The sequence below is a fragment of the Azospirillum sp. B21 genome (assembly GCF_008364825.1).
GTDB lineage: Bacteria > Pseudomonadota > Alphaproteobacteria > Azospirillales > Azospirillaceae > Azospirillum.
The window spans coordinates 446,247-469,631 of record NZ_VTTO01000005.1 but is presented as its reverse complement, the minus strand read 5'-3'; the positions used below and the strand labels follow the sequence as shown (position 1 = coordinate 469,631).

The window sequence follows — 23,385 nt, the reverse complement described above, 5'->3', positions numbered from 1 at the left end:
ATCAGCGAGATCGCCATCGTGCTGCCGGCCGAGCCGAGGGTGACGACGTCGTTGCCGGCCGTACCGGTCAGCGTCTCGAGAGCCGAGACGAAGGTGGTGTTGCCGCCGGTGCCCAGGGTGATGACGTCGGAGCCCGTGCCGCCGGTGATCGTCTCGAACAGACGAACCTCAGCGGTGTTGCCCGTGTCGCCCAGGGTCAGGACGTCGGTGCCGGTGTTGCCGATCAGCGTCTCGATGCCGCGGAGCAGCAGCGTGTTGCCGGCCGTGCCGAAGGTGACGACGTCGGTGCCCGCACCGCCGATCAGGATGTCGATGCCCGAGACGGAGACGGTGTTGCCGGCCGTGCCCAGGAACACCAGTTCCGAGCCCGTGCCGCCGATGATGGTCTCCAGACCGCTGGCCAGCAGGGTCGCGCCGGACGAGGCGATGGTGACGACGTCAACGCCGGCACCCAGACCCGTCAGGGTTTCCAGAGCAGAAACCAGCAGGGTGTTGCCGCTGGTCAGGATGACGGCGTCGGTGGCGGCACCACCGGTCAGCGTCTCCAGGCCCGAGGCCAGCAGGGTGTTGCCGGTGTCGCCGAGGGTGACGACGTCGGAACCGGCCAGGCCGGTCAGCGTCTCGATGCCGCGCAGGAGGACCGTGTTACCGGTGGTCTCCAGGGTGACGACGTCGGTGCCGGTTCCGCCCAGCAGGGTTTCCACCGCATCGATCACAAGCGTGTTGCCAGCCGCCCCCAGTTGGATGAATTCGGTACCGGCACTGCCGATGATCGTCTCCAACAGATCGGCCAACAGACTGGTGCCGCCTGTCCCCAACATGATGACGTCGGTTTCCGCAGAGCCGGTGATCGTTTCAAACGCCGATGCCCGGACCGTCGTGCCGGCGGTACCGATCAGCAGTGTGTCGGCGGTGGACGAACCGATAACCGTCTCCAGGGCGCCGGCGAGGATCGTGGCGCCGGCCGAGCCGATGGCGACGATATCTGTGCCGGCGCCGCCCACCAGGGTTTCCAGCAGGAAGACCAGCAAGGTGCTGCCGGCCGGGCCCAGCGTGACGACATCGGTGCCGGTGCCGCCGGTCAGGCTCTCCAGCCCCGAGACCAGCATCGTGGTTCCAGTGTTGCCGATGATCACGACGTCGGTGCCGCCTTGCCCCGCCAGGGTTTCCAGGCTGCGCAGCAGGATCGTGCTGCCACCGCCGCCGAGGGTGACGATATCGGTGCCGGCACCGCCCACCAGGGTTTCCACGGCGGTCACCAGCAGCGTGTCGCTGGAGGAGCCGAGATAGAGCAGGTCCGATCCTGCACCGCCGGTGAGCGTTTCCAGCAGATCGGCAAGGATGGTAACGCCGCCGGGCCCCAGCGTGACGATGTCGACCCCCGTCGAACCCGTCAGCGTCTCGACGGCGGCGAGCAGCAGCGGAACACCCGTGGTGCCAAGGGTCACCACATCGGCACCGGCCCCGCCGATCAGGGTTTCCAGCCGGTCCGCCAGCAGGGTACCGCCAGCACTGCCGAGCATGATGACGTCGCCACCGATCCCACCGGCGATCGTCTCGATCATGGTCGCCAGCAGGGTGATGCCGGACGTCCCGATGGCCACGGCATCGCCGCCGGCGGACCCGGTCAGCGTCTCGAGACGCTCGACGAAGACGGTGCGGCTCCCGCTGCCGAGCGTGATCACATCGGAACCGGACGATCCGATGATGCTCCTGTATTGGGCCGAGACGGACAGGGTGCTGCCGCCATCGCCCAATATGAGGACATCGGCGCTCGGGATACTAACCAGGGTTTCCAGCCCGCTGAGATGAAGCGTCTGGCCGGTTGCGATGACGGTTTCGATGCTGCTGACCTGGATCGTGGCGCCTTCGGTGCCGATCACGACCACGTCGGTGCCGGTCCCACCGATCAGCGTTTCAAGCGCGCCCGCCAGCAGCGTGTTGCCGGTCGTGCCCAGCGTGACCACGTCGGTCCCGGCACCACCGGTCAGGGTCTCGATAGCGATGGCAGACAGGGTATTGCCTGCCGTTTCCAACGACAGAACCTCGACCCCGCTGCCGCCGATCAGCGTCTCCAACCCGCCCACCAGCAGCGTACTTCCGGCCGAACCGAGCGTCACCACGTCGGTCCCGGCACCACCGGTCAGCGTCTCGACGCCACTCGCAAGCAGCGTGCTGCCGGCCGAACCGAGCGTCACCACGTCGGTGGCGATGCCGCCGGTCAACGTCTCCAGCAGTGACACCACCATCGTCGAACCGTCGGAGCCGCTGGCGATCACATCGGTGCCGGTCCCACCGATCAGAGATTCCATCCCGGCGACCAGCATCGTGTTGCCGCCGGTACCGAGAATTACACTGTGATCGACAGAATTCGTACCGATGAGCGTCTCGATGTTGGAGACGCCAAGGATATAAGTTCCTGAAAGAGTGACGACATCCGTGCCCGAGGAACCGACGACATAATCGAGGTTGCCGACCGAAATCGTTCCGCCATCCGTTCCGATCTGGACGGTAAGCGTTCCGCTCCCTGAGGCAGTAATCGCCTCGATATCGCTTAATGTTATGGTTTCCGTGGTGCTCAGCACGTAGTTGATAATGTCGGAACCGGAGCCGCCGAACAGCGTCTCGATCTGTCTTATGGCAAAACTGTTGCCGGTATCGCTCAGCGTGATGATATCGGTGCCGACGCCGCCGACGATGTTCGTTATCAATGACACCGTGGTGGTGTTGCCCTGCGCCCCCAGGTTCAATACCGTCGTGCCGCCTGCACCGCCCGCGGTGACGGATTCCACGCCCCACGCGGCGACCTGCACGCCATTGGAGCCGAACAGAACGGCATCCGTTCCAGCACCACCGATGACGGTCTCTGTGATGTAGACCGCGATCGTGTTGCCGGTGTCGCTCAGGACGACGACGTCGGTGCCGGTACTGCCCAGCATGGATTCCATGCCGGACACCGCGACGGTGTTGCCCGCCCCCGACAGCGTGATGACATCGGTCCCAACTCCGCCGATCAGGGTTTCCACCTCCCTCATCGTCGTGCTGTTGCCCGCCGTGCCCAGCGTGATGACGTCGCTCCCGACGCTGCCGGTCAGGGTCCTCAGCCACGACACCATCATGGTGTTGCCGGCCGAACCGGCCAATGTGATCACATTGGTGCCGCCGGTGCCGGACAACGCCTCCAATCCGCTCACCAGCATCGTCGAGCCGCCGGTGCCCAGCGTGACCACGTCCGTGCCGACCCCGCCGGTCAGCGTTTCAAGCGCGCTCGCCAGCAGCGTATTGCCGGTTGTGCCCAACGTCACGACGTCGGTGCCCAGCTCGCCGATCAGGGTGTCGATGTCGGACACCGAAACCGTCGAACCGGCCGTGCCGAGGAAGACCAGTTCCGTGCCCGCGCCGCCCGTGATCGTTTCCAGCAGATTGGCGAGGATCGTCGCGCCGGCCGTGCCGAAGACGATGACGTCGATGCCGGACGAGCCGCCGATCGTCTCGACCGCCGAAATCATGATGGTGTTGCCAGCCGGATCCAGCATGACGACATCGGTGCCCGTGCCGCCGGCCAATGTCTCTACAGCCGAGACGGACAGCGTGTCGCCGATACCGTCCAGCGTGACCACATCGGTGCCGACGGAGCCCGTCAGCGTTTCCAGGGCAGCGACGACGAGGGTGCTGCCGGCCGTGCCGAGTTGAATGACCTCGATGCCGGTACCGCCGGTCAGGAATTCCAAGCCCGAAACCGCCAGCGTACCGGCGCTCGTGCCGAGAAGGACCAGATCGGTCCCCAGGCCGCCGACGATGGTGTCGAGCAGGTCCGCAAGCAGGGTGTTGCCGGCCGTGCCGAGTTCGACGACGTCGGTACCCGTGCCGCCCGCGATCGTCTCGAGTGCCGAAATTAAAAGCGTGGTGCCGGTGCTGCCCAGCGCGACAATATCGGTCCCCAGACCGCCATTGACCGTCTCGAACTGCAGGGCCGAAATGGCATTGCCGACGTTGTCCAAATCCAGGACATCGGTACCGGCACCTCCGACCAGCGTCTCGACGCCACTCGCAAGCAGCGTGTTGCCGGCCGCGTCCAGCGTCACCACGTCGGTCCCGGCACCACCGGTCAGGGTCTCGATAGCGATGGCAGACAGGGTATTGCCTGCCGTTTCCAACGACAGAACCTCGACCCCGCTGCCGCCGATCAGCGTCTCCAACCCGCCCACCAGCAGCGTACTTCCGGTCGAACCCACCGTCACGACATCGGTACCGGCACCGCCGGTCAACGTCTCCAGCAGTGACACCACCATCGTCGAACCGTCGGAGCCGCTGGCGATCACATCGGTGCCGGTCCCACCGATCAGAGATTCCATCCCGGCGACCAGCATCGTGTTGCCGCCGGTACCGAGAATTACACTGTGATCGACAGAATTCGTACCGATGAGCGTCTCGATGTTGGAGACGCCAAGGATATAAGTTCCTGAAAGAGTGACGACATCCGTGCCCGAGGAACCGACGACATAATCGAGGTTGCCGACCGAAATCGTTCCGCCATCCGTTCCGATCTGGACGGTAAGCGTTCCGCTCCCTGAGGCAGTAATCGCCTCGATATCGCTTAATGTTATGGTTTCCGTGGTGCTCAGCACATAATTGATGATGTCGGAACCGGAGCCGCCGAACAGTGTCTCGATCTGCCTTATGGTAAAACTGTTGCCGGTATCGCTCAGCGTGATGATATCGGTGCCGGCCCCGCCGGTCAGCATGTCCAACAGCGACACTGTCATCGTGCTGCCGCCGCTGCCCAGCGTAACGAGGTCGGTACCGGCACCGCCGGTCAGCGTCTCCAACAACCGCACCAGCAGCGTGTTGCCGCCGCTGCCCAGCGTGACGAGGTCGGTACCGGCTCCGCCGGTCAGCGTCTCCAACAACCGCACCAACAGCGTGTTGCCGCCGCTGCCCAGCGTCACCACGTCGGACCCGATACCGCCGGTCAGCGTCTCCAACTGCGCCGCCGCCAGTGTCGAACCGCCCGAGGCGACCGTCACCACGTCGGTTCCGCTTTCGCCCGTCAGCGTCTCGATCCGCCAGACGGTCAGCGTGTTGCCGGACGAGCCCAGCATCACCACGTCGCTCCCGGCGCCGCCGGTCAGCGTCTCCAGGTCACTCGCCAGCAGCGTCGAGCCACCCGTGCCCACCGTCACCACATCGGAGCCGGCACCACCGGTCAGCGTCTCCAACAACCGCACCAGCAGCGTGTTGCCGCCGCTGCCCAGCATGACGAGGTCGGTACCGGCTCCGCCGATCAGCGACTCCAACAACCGCACCAACAGCGTGTTGCCGCCGCTGTCCAGCGTCACCACGTCGGACCCGATTCCGCCGGTCAGCGTCTCCAACTGCGCCGCCGCCAGCGTAGAACCGCCCGAGGCGGTCGTCACAACGTCGGTTCCGCTTCCGCCCGTCAGCGTCTCCAACAACCGCACCAACAGCGTGTTGCCGGCCGAGCCCAGCATCACCGTATCCGCCCCCGCACCGCCGGTCAGCGTCTCCAGACCGCTCACCAACTGCGTCGAGCCACCGGAGCCCAGCGTCACCACATCGGTGCCGGCGCCACCGGTCAACGTTTCCAGAAGTCGGACCAGCAGCGTCGAGCCGCCCGAGCCGATCGTCACCACATCGGTGCCGACACCGCCGGTCAGCGTTTCCAGCCGGGAGACCAGCATGGTCGAACCGGCGGTTCCGAGGGTCACTGCGTCGGTGGCGATGCCGCCGGTCAGGGTCTCCAATCCCGCCACTCTGGCGGTGACGCCGGTCGATCCCAGCGTGATGATATCGGTGCCGACGCCGCCGACGATGTTCGTTATCAATGACACCGTGGTGGTGTTGCCCTGCGCCCCCAGGTTCAATACCGTCGTGCCGCCTGCACCGCCCGCGGTGACGGATTCCACGCCCCACGCGGCGACCTGCACGCCATTGGAGCCGAACAGAACGGCATCCGTTCCAGCACCACCGATGACGGTCTCTGTGATGTAGACCGCGATCGTGTTGCCGGTGTCGCTCAGGACGACGACGTCGGTGCCGGTACTGCCCAGCATGGATTCCATGCCGGACACCGCGACGGTGTTGCCCGCCCCCGACAGCGTGATGACATCGGTCCCAACTCCGCCGATCAGGGTTTCCACCTCCCTCATCGTCGTGCTGTTGCCCGCCGTGCCCAGCGTGATGACGTCGCTCCCGACGCTGCCGGTCAGGGTCCTCAGCCACGACACCATCATGGTGTTGCCGGCCGAACCGGCCAATGTGATCACATTGGTGCCGCCGGTGCCGGACAACGCCTCCAATCCGCTCACCAGCATCGTCGAGCCGCCGGTGCCCAGCGTGACCACGTCGGTGCCGGCCCCGCCGGTCAGCGTCTCGACCGCGCGGACGATGAATGTCGCCCCGATGTCGCCCAGCGTGATCACGTCGGTGCCGGCGCCGCCGGTCAGCGTATCGATCTGCGACAACGTCAGCGTGTTTCCCGAACCGCCGAGCGTCGTGACGACCGGCGCGATGTTCCTGAAATAGGAGAAATCGCCGCCACTGGTGCCGAAGAGCGCATCGATGTCGCCATCGCCGTCGAGGTCGGCGAAGGTCGGATTGGGGGAGCCGCTGATGGAGATGCCATAGGCATCCGTTCCAACCGAGGAAAAGGTCGGAGATGCCGTGGTGCCGGTATTGATGTAGATGGTGCTCTTGACGACAAGATCGATGTCGCCGTCTCCGTCGAGATCGACGAAGGTCGGGGACGCGGAGCCGGCCGCTTCGTTCGTGATGCCGAAGGGGTTGGTTCCCTCCAGGGTAAAGGTTGGAGACGACGAGGTTCCGACGTTACGGTACAGAAGAAGATCGCCTGCACCATTCCCGATCAACAGATCGGCGTCGCCATCCCCATCCAGATCGGCGAAGGCCGGATCCGCATTGGTGCCGACATTGGCAATTGTGAACGGGTTGGTGCCTTCAAGGGCAAAGGCCGGCGATGACGCCGTTCCAGTGTTGCGGAAGAACAGCGTATCGCCGGCCGCGTTGCCGACGAACAGATCGAGATCGCCGTCGCCGTCGATATCCACCAAGCCGGGTGTCGCATTGGTGCCGACGTCGGAGATTCCAAAAAGATTGGTGCCCTGCAGGGAGAATGCAGGCGCCAACGATGTCCCGGTATTGGAGAAATAGACCAAGTCGCCGCTTTGATTTCCAACCAGCAGATCCAGGTCGCCGTCACCATCCATATCCCGGAGTGTCGGTGATGAAGATTCGCCGACATTCGTCAGACCGGAGATGCCGCCGCCGACCAGCGTGAAGGTTGGAGTGGCCACGTTCGTTCGATCCTTTCAATACAGCGGCAAATTCCGTGCCGGCTCAGCGGTTGCATCGAACCGGCTGATCGTTTCAAAGGGTCTGTTAGACTTTCTGTCGCTTCGGCCGGTACACACGGATCGACCGCCGGTCGTCGAAGAAGCGGAAAGAAAAGCAGGTCACAAGCCTAATAAATGGAAAATGCGATGGTGTAGCCGGCGGCTCCCGGCCAACTGAGCAGATACGGGACGCCATACGGCATTGGATCGACTTGTCCCCCACCCTGTCACCCCACCGTCCCCAGTTTTTTGGATAACCTTTGCACGGTATCGTTGATTTCACCAACGTACTGAAGATAAATAGATTCCGAATTAATGGCATCCCATGATCGTGGGATTGTAGGATAGAAAATGGCAGTAATATCCATCAGGAACCAGTTAGAGATTCACCTAACCGCAACACAGTGTCTTTAAGGGCGCCCACCTGTTGAAGGTCGCAGATCGTGTACTGCGGAGGGCGGTGAGGTGATGTGGTGGACGGCCCTTCCACCTTCTGGAATCGGTGGCAAGCTAATGCCGTCGAAGAAACCATGTGTAGTTAACCGTCATTCCCATGTAGCCGGCGTTCGATGTGCTTTTCCTTGGCGAAGGCCGGTCCCTGGGGCAGGCGGCCGCGGCGGCGCGGGCGGATCGCCGTGATCGGCAACCCGGCAAGCACCAGCAGATAAGCGACGCAGTCAATACCCACAGGAACAGCCACCACAACCCGGCGATCCGCCCGGAATGCTGTCCCGCAGGGTCAAGCGTGCCGATCCATTCCGGCGCGTTGCGCGTTGTACCACCATGATCCATACAGCAGCCACGCCAAACGCCCGCCTGCGCCTCACCTTCCATCCGCATGACGCGGTCGATCCGGCGCTGGAAAAGCCTGTCCGCAACAATATCTCGGTCGCGGTGGCCATCGGGCGCTGCCTGTTCGTCGCCTCCGACGAGGGCGCGCGGATCGAACGGCTGATCGCCGGCCCCGATGGGCACTACGCCGACCACCGATCCTTCGCCCTGACCGACTTCTTCGACCTGCCCGCCGGTCCCGAAGGTGAAGCGGATGTCGAAGGGCTGGCAGTCGACGACGGCTGGCTGTGGGTGGTCGGTTCGCACAGCCTCGCCCGCCGCAAACCCAAACCGCAGGAGCACAGCGGCGACGAGTGCCTGAAGCGGCTGACCGAGGTGAAGCGCGAGGCGAACCGCTGCCTGCTCGGCCGCATCCCGCTCGCCGCCATCGGCGATGGCGTGTTCGATCCGGTGCGCCGGCATGAAGGCCGCCTGGCTGCCTGTGTGAAGATGGGCCGCAAGCGCAACGCCTTGGCGAAGGCGCTGAAGGGCGACGAGCATATCGGGCGCTTCGTTCACATACCGGCCAAGGAGAACGGGCTGGACATCGAAGGCATCGCGGTGCGCGGAAACCGCGTGTTCCTCGGCCTGCGTGGACCGGTGCTGCGCGGCTGGGCCTGCATCCTGGACCTGCGCATTGCCGGCAGCGGCTCCGGCCGGCTGAAGCTCCGGACACCGGACGGCAAGGCCCCGGCGTATCGCAAGCGCTTCATCGATCTGGACGGGCTGGGCATTCGCGAACTGACCTTCGACGGCGACGACCTCCTCATCCTCGCAGGACCGACCATGGATCTGGACGGGCCGGCCCATGTCTGGCGCTGGTCCGGCTGCCTGGACGCTGATTCCTCCACCATAGTTCCGCGCGACCGCCTGACCCGCGTGCTGGACGTGCCCTTCGGCACCGGCTTCGACCATGCCGAAGGAATCGCTTGGCTGCCGGGCGGCACCGGCGATCCGGAGCGGAGGCTGATCGTCGTCTATGACAACCCGGGAGACGATCGGCTGCATCCCAACGGTACCGGCGTAGACGCCGATATCTTCGCCATCGCGGCTGATGCGTCTCACCGCCGCACTGTCTCAGAGCGAAACGATGGCCTTCGGGGCGAAGGATGTGTCCGTGAGATCGGCACTGCCGGTTCGATCGACGCTCAAGGAGGCCGGACCGAATGAGAAGAGTACCCGGTCCTGTTGATGATCGGGAGCGCTGTAGACAAGCCCACCGTCGACGGCACTGAAACCGCCCGCCGCTGTCCAGTTGGGTCCGGAAGCGACATCCTTGACCATGTGCGTAGCGGCGGCGGTGCCGTCGCTCATCCACAATTCTGCGCCATGGATCGCATCGTCAGCCGTGAAGAACAGCGTGCCGTCGATGGACACCGATCCGGTGGGCGGGGAAGAGGTCGGCCCGGGCGCAATGTCCTTGACGAGGTATGCGGTCTTGCCGTCGGTGCCCCAGAGTTCACGGCCGTGGACCGGGTCGTCGGCCGAAAACAGGGTTTCGGTTCCTGATGGCCTGGAGTCGGGGAAGGTGAAATCGCTTCCTTCGGTGAAGGTCGGCAGGCCGCGCGACACCCCGGTGACATGAAGGGTGGATCCGTCCTTGAAGGCGATGTCAGCCGCCCAGGAATAGCCGTCCGGGTAGTAGGTGTATGGCTCGATGTCCTTGACTGTCACCGGACCGGCAAGATCGGCGTGGCTGTAGCCGTGGAATTCGATCCGGTCATTGTCCTCGTTGAAACCCGAGATCGTGTCATGGCCGAAGCCTTTGCCACCGGCGCCGAAGTGGAACAGGTCGGCGGCGTCGTCGAAATCGACGGCGCCCCACCGGCCCGGCGCCCCGCCGCCGTCCATCCAATCATCGCCCCTGCCTCCGACGAGGGTGTCGCGTCCGGCAAGGGCCCCTTGATAAGGATCATGCACGCCGATGCTGTCATTGCCGTCGCCGCCGATCAGCAGGTCGTCGCCCAGTCCGCCGCCGAGCCTGTCGTTTCCCCTGCCGCCATCCAGCACGTCGTCGCCCGCTTCACCATTCAAGCCATCGTTGCCGGAGCCCCCGAACAGGCGGTCATCGCCGTCATAGCCTCCCAGCCGATCGTCGCCGCCGCCGCCCCGGATCGTATCGTTCCCCGCGGCGCCATAGATGTCGTTTGCGCCCGAGTTGCCGCGAAGGTTGTTGGACCCGCTGTTTCCGCTCAGGAGCGTTCGGTCTTGGGATGGGTAGGCCAGCAGGACGGCATTCTCAAGATTGTCCACCAGTTGATAGGAGCCTTTGACGAAAACCGTATCGGTGCCCTCCCCGGGATTCTCACCGATGATGTCGCCGGACGGTTGGGCACCGCCGGATCCGATGATCCAATAGACATCGTCTCCAGGTCCGCCGGCCATAGTGTCGGTCTGGCCGTCAACTCCGGCATAGAGTGTGTCGCGACCGCTACCGCCAAGGAGACTGTCGGCTCCCGGACCGCCGCTCACCACATCGTTTCCGGCCCCACCATCCAGACGATCGTCGCCGGAACCGCCCTTCACGATGTCATTGCCGCTGTCGCCCCATACGGTGTCGTTGCCCTGATCTCCCGCCAACGCGTCACGCCCGCCCTTGCCGACCAGGAGATCGTCACCCCGGCGACCGGACATCGTATCGTCTCCCCGTCCCCCTATCAGTGTATCCGCTCCACCGGTTCCCTTGAGGCACCGGCCTTCCAGTGGGCCGAGGGTCGCGACGAAGATGTCGGTCGAGCCCCCGTTGGCATCGTCGGATGAGAGGTTGTCGGCAAAGCTCTGAAAGCCGACATGCGATCCGTCGGCCGAGATGACGCCTGCGAATGAGGAGCCGTTCGACTGGACACCGTCACCGGTCTCGCTGGCCAGTATCATCGCTCCTGTGGTCAAGTCCTTCACATAGATGTCATACGCGGAGGCGGGACCGTCCCTGGGAACGAGGGCGGCGACGCTGGTGAAGGCAATTCTCGTTCCGTCCCCTGAAATGGTTGGCAGGATGGATTGCCCGTTTCCCGGTTTGCCGTCCTGGTCGCGGCTGATCAGCGTCAGCTCGCCTGTCACCAGGTCCTTCAGGAAAACGTCATCGGTGCCGTTGCCGTCGTCCGGAGCCAGATCATCGTCGTTGCTGGAAAATACCAGTTTGGTTCCGTCATCCGAAATGGACGGTATGCCCACGCCGCCTGATGCCTGTCTTCCATCCGCCGCCCGACTGGCCAGGATGGTTTTCCCCGTGTTCAGATCCCTTACGAATATGTCTTCACCACCGTTGCCGTCACCGGGAACCAGATTGTCGGCACTGCTGGAAAAGGCGATCTTCGTTCCATCCCCCGAAATTACGGGATTGGAGCTGGGGCCATTCCCGGGGGAGCCGTCCACCGCCTGACTGACCAGGGTCGTCTTGCCCGTGGTCAGGTCTTTGACGAAGATATCCCCCCGTCCGTTCGTGTCGCCGGTGACAAGGTTGCTTGCTTGGCTGAGGAAAGCGATCTTCGTTCCATCGGCGGACAATGCAGCGGAAAAGCTGGAGCCATTCGCATCGCCGCCGTCCTGCGCACGAGAAACCAACGTTACCGCTCCGGTCGTCAAGTCCTTCACGTAAAGATCATAGAACCCGTCATTGTTTGTCGGCGGGAGATCATCCGTGTAGCTGGAAAAGGCAACCGTGGTCCCGTCATCCGATATGGTCGCCGCGCTCAGCCATCCGATCACCTGCTTTCCGGCTTGTGTCTGGTTGACCAGCGTAATCTGACCGGTCTCGAGGTCCTTGAGGTAGAGATCGATTTCATTGGGCGAAGAATCATTTTCGACAAGGTTGTTCGAGTAGCTGGTAAAGACTGCTTTTGTGCCGTTACCCGAAAGCACCGGACTTTCCGAGTCCAAGTTTCCTCCGACGTTGCCGGCAGTGGAACTTACAAGATTGAGATCGGTAACGACGGTCGTTGTCATGACGATCACCTCTTGCAGTCCTGCAATCCATGGGAACGCAGGAAACGCTTCAGCCGCCGGGCAAAGTACTTCCCATAGACATTAAGAGCATCTTAACGGGAATCTGATGGGCATAAAATGTGGCGAACGAGTATCCGACGCCATGCATAGCCTCAATGCTCCCATATGTACGTTGGTCTATTTGAGAAGATGACTGGATTTCTCGCAGAATGGCAAAGCGCAAGGGCAGGCGCGGGGAAGCGTGACGTCCGCGTCGTCAGGCGGCAGAAAAGAACAGGTTGGCGATGAAGCCTGCGGACCCGACCAAACCCTATTTCAAGCTGGTGCAGTCTCTGCCGGACGGGGCGGCTCCCGGTTTCGGTGCCGGAGGCGTTCAGTCGGCCCCATGGACCTCCCGTTCGACCCGCGTCAGCAGGTCGGTGAAGAAGGCCACGTCTTGCGGCGTCAGGCCGAGCTTGGCGTGGCGGGGCAGGAAATCGGCGACCGCACGACCGCTTTCCCGCCCCCGCAGCACACCGTCACGGTTCACGAGCGATTCCCGCGCCAGGTCGGCGGCGGAGTCGTGGCAGCGACCGCACTGTTCCTTGAAGCGAGGCGCCGTGCTGGCCTGGGCGAGCAGCATCTCGTACATCGGTTGCACGAGATTTGGCGGGAGATGGTGATTCCCCAGGAAGACGAGCAGGTCGTCCTTGTGATGGCCACCCTGGAGCCTGCCGTCCTTGACCGTGAGAAACCGTTGGGCGAAAGGGCCGGCGTGGGCGTGGCAGTCCCCGCAGGTCTGTTCCCAGAAACGGTGCAGGTCCGTTGCCTCGCCCGGCGATGCCGGTAGAAGCAACGGAACCATCGAGACCAAAAGCCTCGCTCCCAGGGCGAAGCCGGCTATGTGCTGAGCCATTGCGCGATATCCTCCGCTTTCGGCAGCCCACCCGCATGGACCACCTTCCCGTCGATGACGATGCCCGGTGTCGCGGCGATCCCGTACCCGGCGATGGCCGCATAGTCGGTCACCTTCTCCACACGGACGGGCACCCCCAGCCGTTCGGCTTCCGCCCGCACCATGTCTTCGGTCGTCCGGCAGCGTTTGCAGCCGGGTCCGAGAACCTTCACGTCCTTCATGGCTTTGCTCCTTTTCTCAGGCGAACAGGGCATTGAACAGGAAGCCGACGGCGAGGATGCCGAGCCCGACGACGCCGATGAACACGGCGATCAGGCGCAGCGACAGGACCTTGCGCAGGATGATCATCTCCGGCAGCGACAGCGCGATCACCGACATCATGAAGGCGAGCACGGTGCCGAGCGATGCGCCCTTGCCGATCAGCGCCTCGACGACCGGGATGATCCCGGCGGCGTTCGAGTACATGGGAATGCCCATCAGGACGGCGGCCGGAACCGACCACCACGCATCCCGCCCCATGATGCCGGACAGCAGATCGGCGGGCACATAGCCGTGGATGAAGGCGCCGGCCGCGATCCCCGCGATGATCCAGAGCCACACCTTGCCGACGATGTCCTTGACGGCGTCGATACCCGCTTGGATGCGATCGATGATGGACGGCGTCGCGACCGGCAGATCGACGGCGCCGGAGCGGATGTTGCGCACCCACTCCTCCAGCCAACCCTCCAGATGCAGGCGGCCGATGACCCAGCCGGCTGCGATGGCGACGGCGAGCCCGAAGGCGAGATAGGTGAGCGCCACCTTCCAGCCGAGCAGCGCGAGCAGGAGGCCGAGCGCCACCTCGTTGACCATCGGCGCAGCAATCAGGAACGAGAAGGTGACTCCCAACGGCACGCCGGCCGAAACGAATCCGATGAACAGCGGAACGGCGGAGCATGAACAGAAGGGGGTGACGATGCCGAGGCCCGCCGCGGCGACGTTGCCGACTCCCTCGCGCCGTCCGGCCAGCAAGGCCCGTGTGCGCTCCGGCGAGAAGAAGCTGCGCACCACACCCATGGCGAACACGACCAGCGTCAGGAGCATCAGAACCTTGGGCGTGTCGTAGACGAAGAACCGGATGGCGTCTTCCAGGTGGCTGCCGCGCTCCAGCGGCATTTGCGACACGACCCAGGTCGAGAAGGGGACGAGTTGGCTGTAGAGCACAAACCACAGCGCAATGGCAGCCGCCGTGGCGGCGCTCCAAAGCCAGGGGTTGGGCGGTGGCGATCCCGCTTGCGGGACGGGTGAGGTCTCGGTGCTCATGCCGCTTCCTTTCGTTCTGCGGCCATCGCGTCGATCACGGCGTCGATGATGGCGACGATCCGCGGACTGAGCGCCGGGTTGCGGCGGTACCGGACCCATTGCGCATCGCGACGGTCGACGACGAGCCCGGCGCTCTTGAGGGCGGCCATGTGGCGGGACATCCGGGATTGCGTGGCCGCAAGGCGGTCCATCAGTTCGCACACGCAGTGTTCCTGCCCATCCCACAGCAGGCGCAAGGCGCCGAGGCGGGTCGGGTCGGAGAGGACGGACATCAGGGAGGTCACCGCGTCCGTGCCCATGCTTTCCCCCGCTTATGCTAATAAGCGCATTATCGCGCCCGGTAGCCCCCGCGCGTCAATGCGACGACGGTGGGGCATCCTGTCGCAGGGGGCGGACCGGGGCACCGGCGACCGGCGGTTGGCACGCCGGGTTCGGTCACGTCATGACCGCTTCCGACGCTGCCTCGGCGCGCTCGCGCGGGGTCGGGTTCGGCGAGGTCGGGTCGAGCCGCCGGAAATCGCCGCGTATGGCCTTCAGCGCGTACCGCTCGCGGTTGATCTCGGCGGTGGTGCGGACGCCCAGGCGGCGGAACACCGGAACCGGCGGGCACCAGCCCTGGAGCGCGTGCTGGAGCAGGAAGCCGGTCACCGCCGCGGGCAGGACCAGGAAGCGGCGATCCACGAAGGCTCCCAGCAAGGTACCGGCCAGTGCCAGCGTCGCGGCATTCGCCTCGAGCGTGCGTTCGATGTCCCACTCGCGGTCGAGTTCGTCGAGGCGGCGGTCGATCTTTTCCGGATGCTCCGCATGGTAACGGATACTCTCCGTGATCTCGGCGGCCAGGCGGCGGTTCTGTTCCTCTGAGGTGGCGTTCTCCACGCGCGAAGCGGTTGCGGGTAGCATGGTTCCCTCCTTGTGTCGGTTCCGGTGAGCGGCGCCGCACCCAGGAGCGCCGCCGTTCTGTCCCGCAAACATTAGGAAGACTTAATGAGTTCCCGAGTGTCCTGGTGGTGACGGTGCGGTGATTCTGGCTTGCGACGGCGAGTTTCATCTGCGGACCCACAGGTTGGATGGCCTTTGTCGATGCCGTGCGATCCGCGCGGTGTTTATCGTTGAGAATCCGCAAGGATGATGGACCGAACCGGCACCGGGACAGCCAACATGTGGCGCCGTGCCGGTTGAAAGCGGCTGCCGAAGAGTGTATGCGGCGCGCGATGGGGTGTTCCTTCGCGCGCCGTTGCGCGAGACATTGCGCGACCGGACTTCCCGGTCTGTCGTCCCAATGCTTGCCTGAGGAAATGATGCGCACCATGCCCCGACCGAGCCGCTCGACCTTGGCCGGGGTGCTCGTCGCCCTGTGGGCCGGGTTGGGAATGGCCGATACGGCCGCAGCCGAGCCGCCCATCCGCGTCGGCGTGCTGGCCTATCGGGGCGGTGACCATGCGAACGCCGCCTGGGAACCGACCGTTCGATATCTGGCGGAGCGATTCCCCGACCGTGGCGCCGAGATGGTGCCGCTGGACCTGCCCGGCATGGACGCCGCCGTCCGCGACCGAACTCTCGACTTCGTGCTGACCAACACCGGCAACTATGTGGAGCTTGAGGCGCGCTACGGCGTCACCCGCGTCGCCACGCTTCATTCGTCCCGTGCCGGGGCGTCCGGCGCGTCGATCGGCTCGACGATCATCGTCCGGGCGGAGCGCACGGACATCCGCGATCTGGCGGACATCAAGGGGCGGACCGTCCTGGCCGGCGACCCGGACGCCTTCGGCGGCTTTCAGATCGCCTGGGGCGAGATGCTCAAGGCCGGGGTCGATCCCTATCGCGATCTGAAGGAACTCCGCTTCTCCGGCTTTCCCGTCGACCGCGTCGCCTTCGCGGTCCGGGACGGCACGGCCGATGCCGGCGTGCTGCGGGCCTGCCTGCTGGAGGAACTGGCGGCGGAAGGCCGCCTTGACCCGGCACGCTTCCGCGTCCTGGCGCCGAAGACGATGCCGGGCTTCGACTGCGCCGTATCGACCGATCTCTACCCGGACTGGCCTCTGGCCCGGCTGGCCTCGACGCCGGAGGATCTGGCGAAGGCGGTCGTCGTCGCGCTGTTCGAGATGCCGGCCGATCACCCGGCGGCCAAGGCCGCGGGCTACGAGGGCTGGACGGTGCCGCTCGACTACCAATCCGTCCACGCGCTGTTCCGCTCCCTGCGCATCGGGCCCTATCGTCACCTGCGCGAGGTCTCGCTGGTGGAACTCGCCCGCGAGCATTGGGAATGGCTGGCGGTGGGCGTGCTGGCCCTGCTGTGGTGGGCGATCCATTCGCTGCGGGTCGAGCACCTGATCAAGGTCCGCACCGCCGAACTTCGCACCGCCAACCGCGACCTCGTGCACGAGATGGCCGAACGCCGCCGGGCGCAGGAGGATGCCCGCGAGCGGCAGAAGGAGATGGACCATGTCGCGCGCCTGTCCATCCTCGGCGAAATGGCCAGCAATCTGGCGCACGAACTCAATCAGCCGCTAGGCGCCATCGCCAACTACGCCCGCGGATGCACCCGCCGCCTCGAAGCCGGGACGGGGAACCCGGACCAGCTGCTGGAGGTCACGCGGGCCATCGCGGAGCAGGCGGACCGCGCCGGACAGATCATCGCACGCATCCGCAACTTCGTGCGCAAGCGGCCTTCCCAACTGGAACCGATCGACGTGAACGATGCCATTCGCGCGGCGGTCGCGCTGTGCGAGGGTCAGGCACGCAACGGCAACGTTCCGATCGTCCTGTCCCTCGCCGGCGATCTTCCGCCCGTGCCGGCGGACCGTGTGCAGATCGAGCAGGTGGTGCTGAACCTGGTGAAGAATGCCCTCGACGCAATGGCGGAAACGGTGCCCGGTGCGGCGGAGGACGCTGGCCGCAAGGTGACCGTGAGCAGCGCGCGCGATGGGGAGGGGCGGGTCGAGGTTGCGGTGGCCGACCACGGCCATGGTCTGTCGGAAGAGGCACGCAGCCGGCTGTTCGATCCGTACTTCACCACCAAGGCAGGGGGAATGGGCTTGGGATTGTCGATCTGCCGCAGCATTGTGGAAACCCATGGCGGCCATCTCCGGGCGACCGACAATCCCGGGGGTGGTGTCGTCATGCGCTTCGTTCTGCCCGTCGCGAACGGGGCCCTGCCGTCTGGAGAGGAGCAACAGCACCATGGCTGACGCGCACCGCACCGTCTATATCGTGGACGACGATCCCGCGATGCGGCACTCGCTGGCGTGGCTGATCGGCGCGCTGGGGGTGCCGGTGGAGACCTTCGCCTCGGGCGAGGCGTTCCTTGGGGTCATCCGTCCGGACCGTCCGGGCTGTCTGGTGACCGACGTGCGCATGCCGGGCATGAGCGGGCTGGAACTGCAGGACACCCTCGCCCGCTGCGGCTCGCTGCTGTCGGTGATCGTCATCTCCGGCCACGCCGACGTCCCCATGGCGGCACGGGCCTTCCGCGCGGGCGCCGTCGATGTCATCGAGAAGCCCTTCAACGATCAGGTGTTGCTCGACCGGGTGCATGAGGCGCTGGAGAAATCGACGCGCGCCGCGGCGGTGCAGGCCCGCAAGGCCCACATCCAGGCGCGTCTGGCACGTCTGACCCCGCGGGAACGGCAGGTCGCCGAACTGGTGGTGGCGGGCAAGCCGAACAAGGTGATCGCCGCCGAGATCAACCTCAGCCCGAAGACGGTCGAGGTCCACCGCCACAACGTGATGGAGAAGCTGGAGGTCGGATCCGTCGCCGATCTGACGCGCTTGCTGATCGAGACGGACTGAGGCCGCATCGGCGCCGCTGGCCGCGGCATGATGTCACTGGGGATATCCCTAAAAAGTCTGGGGAAGCTCCCAATGGGAGCTGCGCGGGGCCGCCAGTACCTTTGCACGAGAGCGCCTGCGGAATGGCAGGCGCCGAGGATCAGGTGCGAAGGGGCCGATCATGGACCAGTCACGGCGCAACTTCTGTCGCGGCATCGGTGCCGCCACGGTGGGGGCGGCCACGCTCGCGGCCACCCCCGGTGAAGCGGCTGCCGGGCCGCGCAAGGGCGGCGATGCGGCGCACCGCTGGGCGATGGTGGTGGACGTGCGCAAGTGCGTCGGCTGCCAGGCCTGTACCGTCGCCTGCATCATGGAGAACGACGTCCCGGAGAACAGCTTCCGCACCATCGTCTCGACCTACGAGGTGACGGAGCAGGGCAAGACCGGCTCCTACATGCTGCCGCGCCTGTGCAACCACTGCGAGGACGCGCCCTGCATCCCCGTCTGCCCGACCGGCGCCACGTATCAGCGCAAGGACGGCATCGTTGTGGTGGACAACACGGTGTGCGTGGGTTGCGCCTATTGCGTCCAGGCCTGTCCCTACGATGCGCGCTTCATCAATCACGAGACCCAGACCGCCGACAAATGCACCTTCTGCGTCCACCGCGTGGATGCCGGTCTGCTGCCGGCCTGCGTCGAGACCTGCGTCGGCGGCGCCCGCATCTTCGGTGATCTGAAGGACCCCGACAGCACCGTGTCGAGGCTGGTCCGCGAGCAGGACCCGAAGGTGCTGAAGCCGGAGCAGGGCACCCAGCCGCGGGTCTTCTACATCGGCCTCGATCCGAAGTTCCAAGGCAAGGTGGACGGTACGCCGACCCTGTGGCGACCGAGCGCCCAGCCGCATGTCGAGGCCCATGTCGAGAAGGAGCATGCGTGATGGACACGAACATCGTCGAAATCATCAACGTGACCCGTGAGGTCGCGTGGCTTCCCTGGGCCGTGCAGTATTTCTTCCTGATCGGCCTGTCGGTCGGCGGCGTTCTGCTGAGCCTGCCCGGCTACGCCTTCGCGAATGACGAATGGCGCAAACTTGGCCGCGTCGGCCTGCTGGTGGCGTTGACCTGCGGGTTGGCCGCGCCGGTGGCGCTGTTGTCCGACCTGCACCAGCCCGGCCGCTTCTGGCACTTCTACGCCGTGTTCCGTCCGACCTCCTGGATGTGGTGGGGATCGCTGATCATCCCCTTCTACGTGACCGGCTTGCTGGTCTATGCCTGGACTTGCTTCCGCGAGGAATTGCAGGAGCATGGCCGGGTGGACAGCCATCTCGCCACGCTTTACCGGCTGGCCGCGCTGGGCGGCGGGCGCGACGACCGGCTGATCCGCTATGCGGGTCTCGTCGTTCTCGCCGGGGCCGTCCTCGTGGCCCTCTACACGGGTGCCGAGGTCGCGGTGGTCAAGGCGCGCCCGCTGTGGCACACCCCCTTCCTGCCGGTGCAATTCCTGACGACCGCTCTGGTCGGTGCCGCCGGTCTGGTGCTGATCCTGAACCGCTTCGCCGCCGACCACGACCTTGCGGTGGAGGCCCGGGCGAACCGGCTGCTCGCCGGGTTCCTCGGCGCCGTGATGGCGGTCGGCGGGCTGTGGCTGGCGTTCGGCCTGTTCGGGATCGACAGGACTCACACGGAAGCCCTGGAGGGCGTGGCGAATTCCGAGGCATGGCGGGTGACCGCCGTCTGGGCGGTGCTGGCAACCGTGGCGCCCTTCGTCATCGCCGTCGCCAAGCCGGTGGGGACGGGGCTGCTGACCGGCCTGATCGCCGTCCACAGCGCCTGGATGTTCCGCTGGACCGTGTTCATCGGCGGCCAGACCGTGCCGAAGACCGGTGCCGGCTTCTACGAGTACGCGCTCCCGGCCGGCCCGGACGGCCTGCTCGGCATCATCGGCACCGCCGGCCTGTGGCTCTTCCTGCTGCTCGTCATCACCGCCGTCCTGCCGACCCCGGCCCGATCGGCGCCCCGCCCGGTCCGTGCCGCTCATGCCGCCGACCGCACAATGGCCGCTGCCGAGTAACGGCGCAGGGGATCAACGGAGTCACCATCATGTCCATCACCCGTCGCCTCCTCCTGAAGACCACCGCTGCGGGCGGTGCGCTTGCCGCCTTTGTCGGTGGATTCTCCGAAACCGGCCGCAAGCTGGTGAAGGGCGCCTGGGCCGGGGAACGGCCCGACCACGCCATCTCCGGCAACGCGCCCAAGCCCGAATTCCGCGTCGATGCGAAGAGCGGCGACATCGCCCTGACGCCCGGCCAGATCGTCGCCAACGTCGCCTGCCTCGGCTGCACCACGCTGTGCGGCGTGCGCGTCCGCGTGGACGTCGAGAAGAACAAGGTGCTGCGCGTCGCGGGCAACCCCTACAGCCCGCTGTCCACCGACCCTTTCCTGCCCTACGGCACGCCGATCAAGGAGAGCTTCAAGTCGCTGTCGCGGCTGGACGAGAAGGGGCTTCAGGGCCGCTCGACCGCCTGCGGGCGCGGCAACGCGGCGCTTGAGATGCTGACCTCGCCGTTCCGCGTCACCACGCCGATGAAGCGCGTCGGACCGCGCGGCTCGGGACGGTGGGAGCCGATCGCCTTCGACAGGCTGGTCGAGGAGATCGCCGAAGGCGGCGACCTGTTCGGCGAGGGGCAGGTCGACGGCCTGCGGGCTCTGCGCGACATCAAGACCCCCATCGACCCGGCGGCGCCGGAACTGGGACCGAAGGTCAATCAGGTGGCCCTGCTGTCCTCGGTCAACGATGGGCGCGAGCCGTTCGTGCGGCGCTTCTTCAATCAGGCGCTGGGCACCATCAACTTCGCCGGCCACGGCTCCTACTGCGGCGGCGCCTACCGTTCCGGCTCCGGTGCCGTCTTCGGCGACGCCAAGAAGATGCCGCACGCCAAGCCGGACCTGCAGAACGCCGAGTTCGTGCTGTTTATCGGCACCGCCCCGTCGAACGCGGGCAACCCGTTCAAGCGTCAGGCCATGCTGCTCGCCAAGGGGCGCACCGACGGCGTGCTGAACTATGTCGTCGTCGATCCGGTGCTGACCAACGCCGACAACCGCGCGGCGGCCGAACGCTCCAACTGGATCCCGATCCGGCCGGGCACCGACGGCGCGCTGGTCATGGGCCTGATGCGCTGGATGTTCGAAAACGGGCGCATCGACGCCAACTACCTGTCCCAGCCCAACGGCAAGGCTGCCGAGGCCGCGGGCGAGGCGGGCTGGTGCAACGCCACTCACCTCGTCAACGTGCAGAAGGGCCATCCGCGCGAGGGCCGCATGCTGCGCGCCTCCGACATGGGTTGGGTGACGCTGGACGAGAAGGAGCGGTACGGCGACAGGGACGCCTTCGTGGTGCTCGACCCGGCAGGCACGCCTGCGGCCCATGATGCCCTGGCGGGACCGGCGACGCTGTTCCACGACGGCAGGGTGGCGGCGCCGGGCGGCGACCTCGCCGTGAAGACCAGCCTGACCCTGCTGCGCGACGAGGCCTCGAGGATGGACCTGCGCGGCTATGCCGAAATCTGCGGAATCCCCGCCGACGTCATCGCCGGTCTGGCGCACGAGTTCACCAGCCACGGCAAGAAGGCCGCCGCGAACGCCCATGGCGGCATGATGGCGGGCAACGGCTTCTACAACGCCTTCGGCGTGGTCACGCTGAACACGCTGATCGGCAACCTGAACTGGAAGGGCGGCACCATTTTCGGCGGCGGCCGGTTCCCGGATGAGCAGGACGGCCCGCGCTACAAGCTCGCCAGCTTCTCCGGCGCCGTGAAGCCGTCCGGCATCGCGATCAGCCGTCCGGTGCCCTATGAAAAGTCGTCGGAGTTCAAGGCGAAGAAGGAGGCTGGCAAGCCCTACCCGGCAAAGGCGCCCTGGTACCCCAATGCGCCGCAGTTGACGACCGAGTATCTGACCAGCGGCGTCGTGGACGGCTATCCATACCCGCTGAAGGCGCTGTTCCTGTGGAACAGCAACCCGGTCTATGGCATCCCCGGAATCCGCGCGGCGGTGGAAGCGAAGCTGAAGGATCCGAAGGCGCTGCCGCTGATCGTGGCCATCGACCCCTTCATCAATGAATCCTCGGCCTTTGCCGACTACATCGTGCCCGACACGGTGCTGTACGAGACCTGGGGCTGGGCCTCGCCCTGGGCCGGCGTGCCGACCAAGACGACGACCGCGCGCTGGCCGGTGGTGGACTCCCGCACCGCCGCGCTGGCGGACGGGCAGCATGTCCAGATGGAGACCTTCCTGATCGCCACGGCCAGGCGCCTGGGCCTGCCGGGCTTCGGTCCGGATGCCATCGAGGACATGGAGGGCAACAGGCATCCCCTGAACCGGCCGGAGGACTGGTACCTGCGGGGCGGCGCCAACATCGCATGGCTCGGCAAGCAGCCGGTGCCCGACGCCTCCGACGAGGACATCGCGTGGTCCGGCGTGGAGCGCGTCCTGCCTGCGCTGAAGGCCACGCTGAAGGAGGAGGAGTGGCGCAAGGTCGCCTTCATCCTCGCCCGCGGCGGCCGCTGCCAGAACCAGGCCGAAGGCTTCGAGGGCGACAAGGCGACCCACCGCTTCAAGGGCGGGCTGCTGGTCTACAACGAGGCGCTTGGTGCCTCGAAAAGCAGCGTCACCGGCAGGCGGTGGACCGGAACGGCCAGCTGGATGCCGCCGGTCTTCGCCGACGGCACGCCGGTGAGCCGTGTCCACCCGCCGGAGGACTGGCCCTTCCAACTGGTCAGTTCCAAGTCGGTGCTGGTCAGCGCCTACATGATCGGGGCGACGCGGCTGCGCCACCTGCACCCGGAAAACCCGGTCGGCGTGAACGTCGAGGACGCCCGGCGGCTGGGCATCGAGACCGGCGACCGTATCCGCATCGCCACGCCGGGCGGGACCGAACCGGCGACCGCCATCGTCCGCCACGGCGTCATGGCCGGCGTCCTCGCCGTGGAGCATGGCTTCGGCCACAGGGAATTCGGCGCCCGCGCCCATGTGATCGGCGACCGCCGCCAGCCGGACGTGCCGGAGATCGCTGCGGGCATCAACCTGAACGACCTCGGCCTCGTCGATCCGACCCGGGCGGGCGCCTCGGTGTGGGTCGATCCGATCGCCGGCACCGCGGTCCGCCAGGGCATTCCCGCCAGGCTCGAGCGCGTCGCCGCGGCGTAGTGGCCGCGATGCCGCTGTCTCGGAGCCCTGGTCCCGATGCTTGCGGCTAACCGATGAGCCGTTTGGG

General features: G+C 65.9%; 14 protein-coding genes. 6 read left to right on the top strand and 8 right to left on the bottom strand.

Annotated elements, in window-relative coordinates; translation table 11 throughout:
• Both FZ983_RS15510 and FZ983_RS34100 read right to left on the bottom strand, forming a co-directional pair.
• The coding region (locus FZ983_RS15510) for a calcium-binding protein (protein ID WP_149224394.1) at positions 1–7,334 on the bottom strand (7,334 nt) is incomplete at its 3' end.
• A 577-nt stretch (positions 7,335–7,911) separates the two neighbouring features.
• Complete coding sequence (locus FZ983_RS34100; RefSeq protein ID WP_188092346.1) at positions 7,912–8,073, bottom strand: hypothetical protein; 162 nt, start codon at positions 8,071–8,073, stop codon at positions 7,912–7,914.
• Between the two features lie 83 nt (positions 8,074–8,156).
• Here FZ983_RS34100 and FZ983_RS15505 point away from each other — a divergent pair, with 83 nt between their 5' ends.
• On the top strand, positions 8,157–9,374 hold the full coding sequence (locus FZ983_RS15505; RefSeq protein ID WP_188092345.1) for a DUF3616 domain-containing protein: 1,218 nt from the start codon (positions 8,157–8,159) through the stop codon (positions 9,372–9,374).
• Here FZ983_RS15505 and FZ983_RS35055 read toward each other — a convergent pair.
• The 6 genes from FZ983_RS35055 to FZ983_RS15475 form a co-directional block, all read right to left on the bottom strand.
• Complete coding sequence (locus FZ983_RS35055; protein WP_149224392.1) at positions 9,282–12,149, bottom strand: PD40 domain-containing protein; 2,868 nt, start codon at positions 12,147–12,149, stop codon at positions 9,282–9,284. The two genes, FZ983_RS15505 and FZ983_RS35055, sit on opposite strands and share 93 nt — an antisense overlap.
• A 373-nt stretch (positions 12,150–12,522) precedes the next feature.
• The gene (locus tag FZ983_RS15495; RefSeq protein ID WP_149224391.1) at positions 12,523–13,044 is read right to left on the bottom strand and encodes a hypothetical protein; all 522 of its coding nucleotides are present in this window, start codon (positions 13,042–13,044) and stop codon (positions 12,523–12,525) included.
• On the bottom strand, positions 13,029–13,265 hold the full coding sequence (locus tag FZ983_RS15490; protein WP_149224390.1) for a thioredoxin family protein: 237 nt from the start codon (positions 13,263–13,265) through the stop codon (positions 13,029–13,031). The genes FZ983_RS15495 and FZ983_RS15490 overlap by 16 nt, the downstream gene beginning before the upstream one ends.
• 16 nt (positions 13,266–13,281) lie before the next feature.
• Complete coding sequence (locus tag FZ983_RS15485) at positions 13,282–14,346, bottom strand: permease (RefSeq protein ID WP_149224389.1); 1,065 nt, start codon at positions 14,344–14,346, stop codon at positions 13,282–13,284.
• Entirely contained in the window at positions 14,343–14,645 is a 303-nt protein-coding gene (locus FZ983_RS15480) for a metalloregulator ArsR/SmtB family transcription factor (RefSeq protein ID WP_149224388.1), read from the bottom strand. Before FZ983_RS15480 ends, FZ983_RS15485 begins: the two co-directional genes overlap by 4 nt.
• A 136-nt stretch (positions 14,646–14,781) precedes the next feature.
• The gene (locus FZ983_RS15475; protein WP_188092344.1) at positions 14,782–15,246 is read right to left on the bottom strand and encodes a DUF2892 domain-containing protein; all 465 of its coding nucleotides are present in this window, start codon (positions 15,244–15,246) and stop codon (positions 14,782–14,784) included.
• 407 nt (positions 15,247–15,653) lie between these two features.
• Between FZ983_RS15475 and FZ983_RS15470 the strand changes: the two genes are divergently transcribed.
• From FZ983_RS15470 to FZ983_RS15450, 5 genes are all read left to right on the top strand, one after another.
• Positions 15,654–17,534, top strand: coding sequence for a sensor histidine kinase (locus FZ983_RS15470; protein ID WP_247883770.1), 1,881 nt, complete (start codon positions 15,654–15,656; stop codon positions 17,532–17,534).
• Complete coding sequence (locus FZ983_RS15465) at positions 17,527–18,135, top strand: response regulator transcription factor (RefSeq protein ID WP_149224387.1); 609 nt, start codon at positions 17,527–17,529, stop codon at positions 18,133–18,135. Before FZ983_RS15470 ends, FZ983_RS15465 begins: the two co-directional genes overlap by 8 nt.
• A gap of 160 nt (positions 18,136–18,295) precedes the next feature.
• Positions 18,296–19,051, top strand: a complete 756-nt coding sequence (gene dsrO / locus FZ983_RS15460; protein WP_149224386.1) for a sulfate reduction electron transfer complex DsrMKJOP subunit DsrO — start codon at positions 18,296–18,298, stop codon at positions 19,049–19,051.
• Complete coding sequence (gene nrfD, locus FZ983_RS15455; RefSeq protein WP_149224385.1) at positions 19,051–20,184, top strand: NrfD/PsrC family molybdoenzyme membrane anchor subunit; 1,134 nt, start codon at positions 19,051–19,053, stop codon at positions 20,182–20,184. The genes dsrO and nrfD overlap by 1 nt, the downstream gene beginning before the upstream one ends.
• A gap of 29 nt (positions 20,185–20,213) precedes the next feature.
• Complete coding sequence (locus FZ983_RS15450) at positions 20,214–23,318, top strand: molybdopterin-dependent oxidoreductase (protein ID WP_149224384.1); 3,105 nt, start codon at positions 20,214–20,216, stop codon at positions 23,316–23,318.
• Positions 23,319–23,385 lie beyond the last annotated feature (67 nt).

Coding starts and splice junctions, on each gene's coding strand:
- FZ983_RS15505 (WP_188092345.1), top strand. CDS start 8,157: ATGATCCATACAGCAGCCACGCCAAACGCCCGCCTGCGCCTCACCTTC.
- FZ983_RS35055 (WP_149224392.1), bottom strand. CDS start 12,149: ATGACAACGACCGTCGTTACCGATCTCAATCTTGTAAGTTCCACTGCC.
- FZ983_RS15495 (WP_149224391.1), bottom strand. CDS start 13,044: ATGGCTCAGCACATAGCCGGCTTCGCCCTGGGAGCGAGGCTTTTGGTC.
- FZ983_RS15490 (WP_149224390.1), bottom strand. CDS start 13,265: ATGAAGGACGTGAAGGTTCTCGGACCCGGCTGCAAACGCTGCCGGACG.
- FZ983_RS15485 (WP_149224389.1), bottom strand. CDS start 14,346: ATGAGCACCGAGACCTCACCCGTCCCGCAAGCGGGATCGCCACCGCCC.
- FZ983_RS15480 (WP_149224388.1), bottom strand. CDS start 14,645: ATGGGCACGGACGCGGTGACCTCCCTGATGTCCGTCCTCTCCGACCCG.
- FZ983_RS15475 (WP_188092344.1), bottom strand. CDS start 15,246: ATGCTACCCGCAACCGCTTCGCGCGTGGAGAACGCCACCTCAGAGGAA.
- FZ983_RS15470 (WP_247883770.1), top strand. CDS start 15,654: ATGCCCCGACCGAGCCGCTCGACCTTGGCCGGGGTGCTCGTCGCCCTG.
- FZ983_RS15465 (WP_149224387.1), top strand. CDS start 17,527: ATGGCTGACGCGCACCGCACCGTCTATATCGTGGACGACGATCCCGCG.
- dsrO (WP_149224386.1), top strand. CDS start 18,296: ATGGACCAGTCACGGCGCAACTTCTGTCGCGGCATCGGTGCCGCCACG.
- nrfD (WP_149224385.1), top strand. CDS start 19,051: ATGGACACGAACATCGTCGAAATCATCAACGTGACCCGTGAGGTCGCG.
- FZ983_RS15450 (WP_149224384.1), top strand. CDS start 20,214: ATGTCCATCACCCGTCGCCTCCTCCTGAAGACCACCGCTGCGGGCGGT.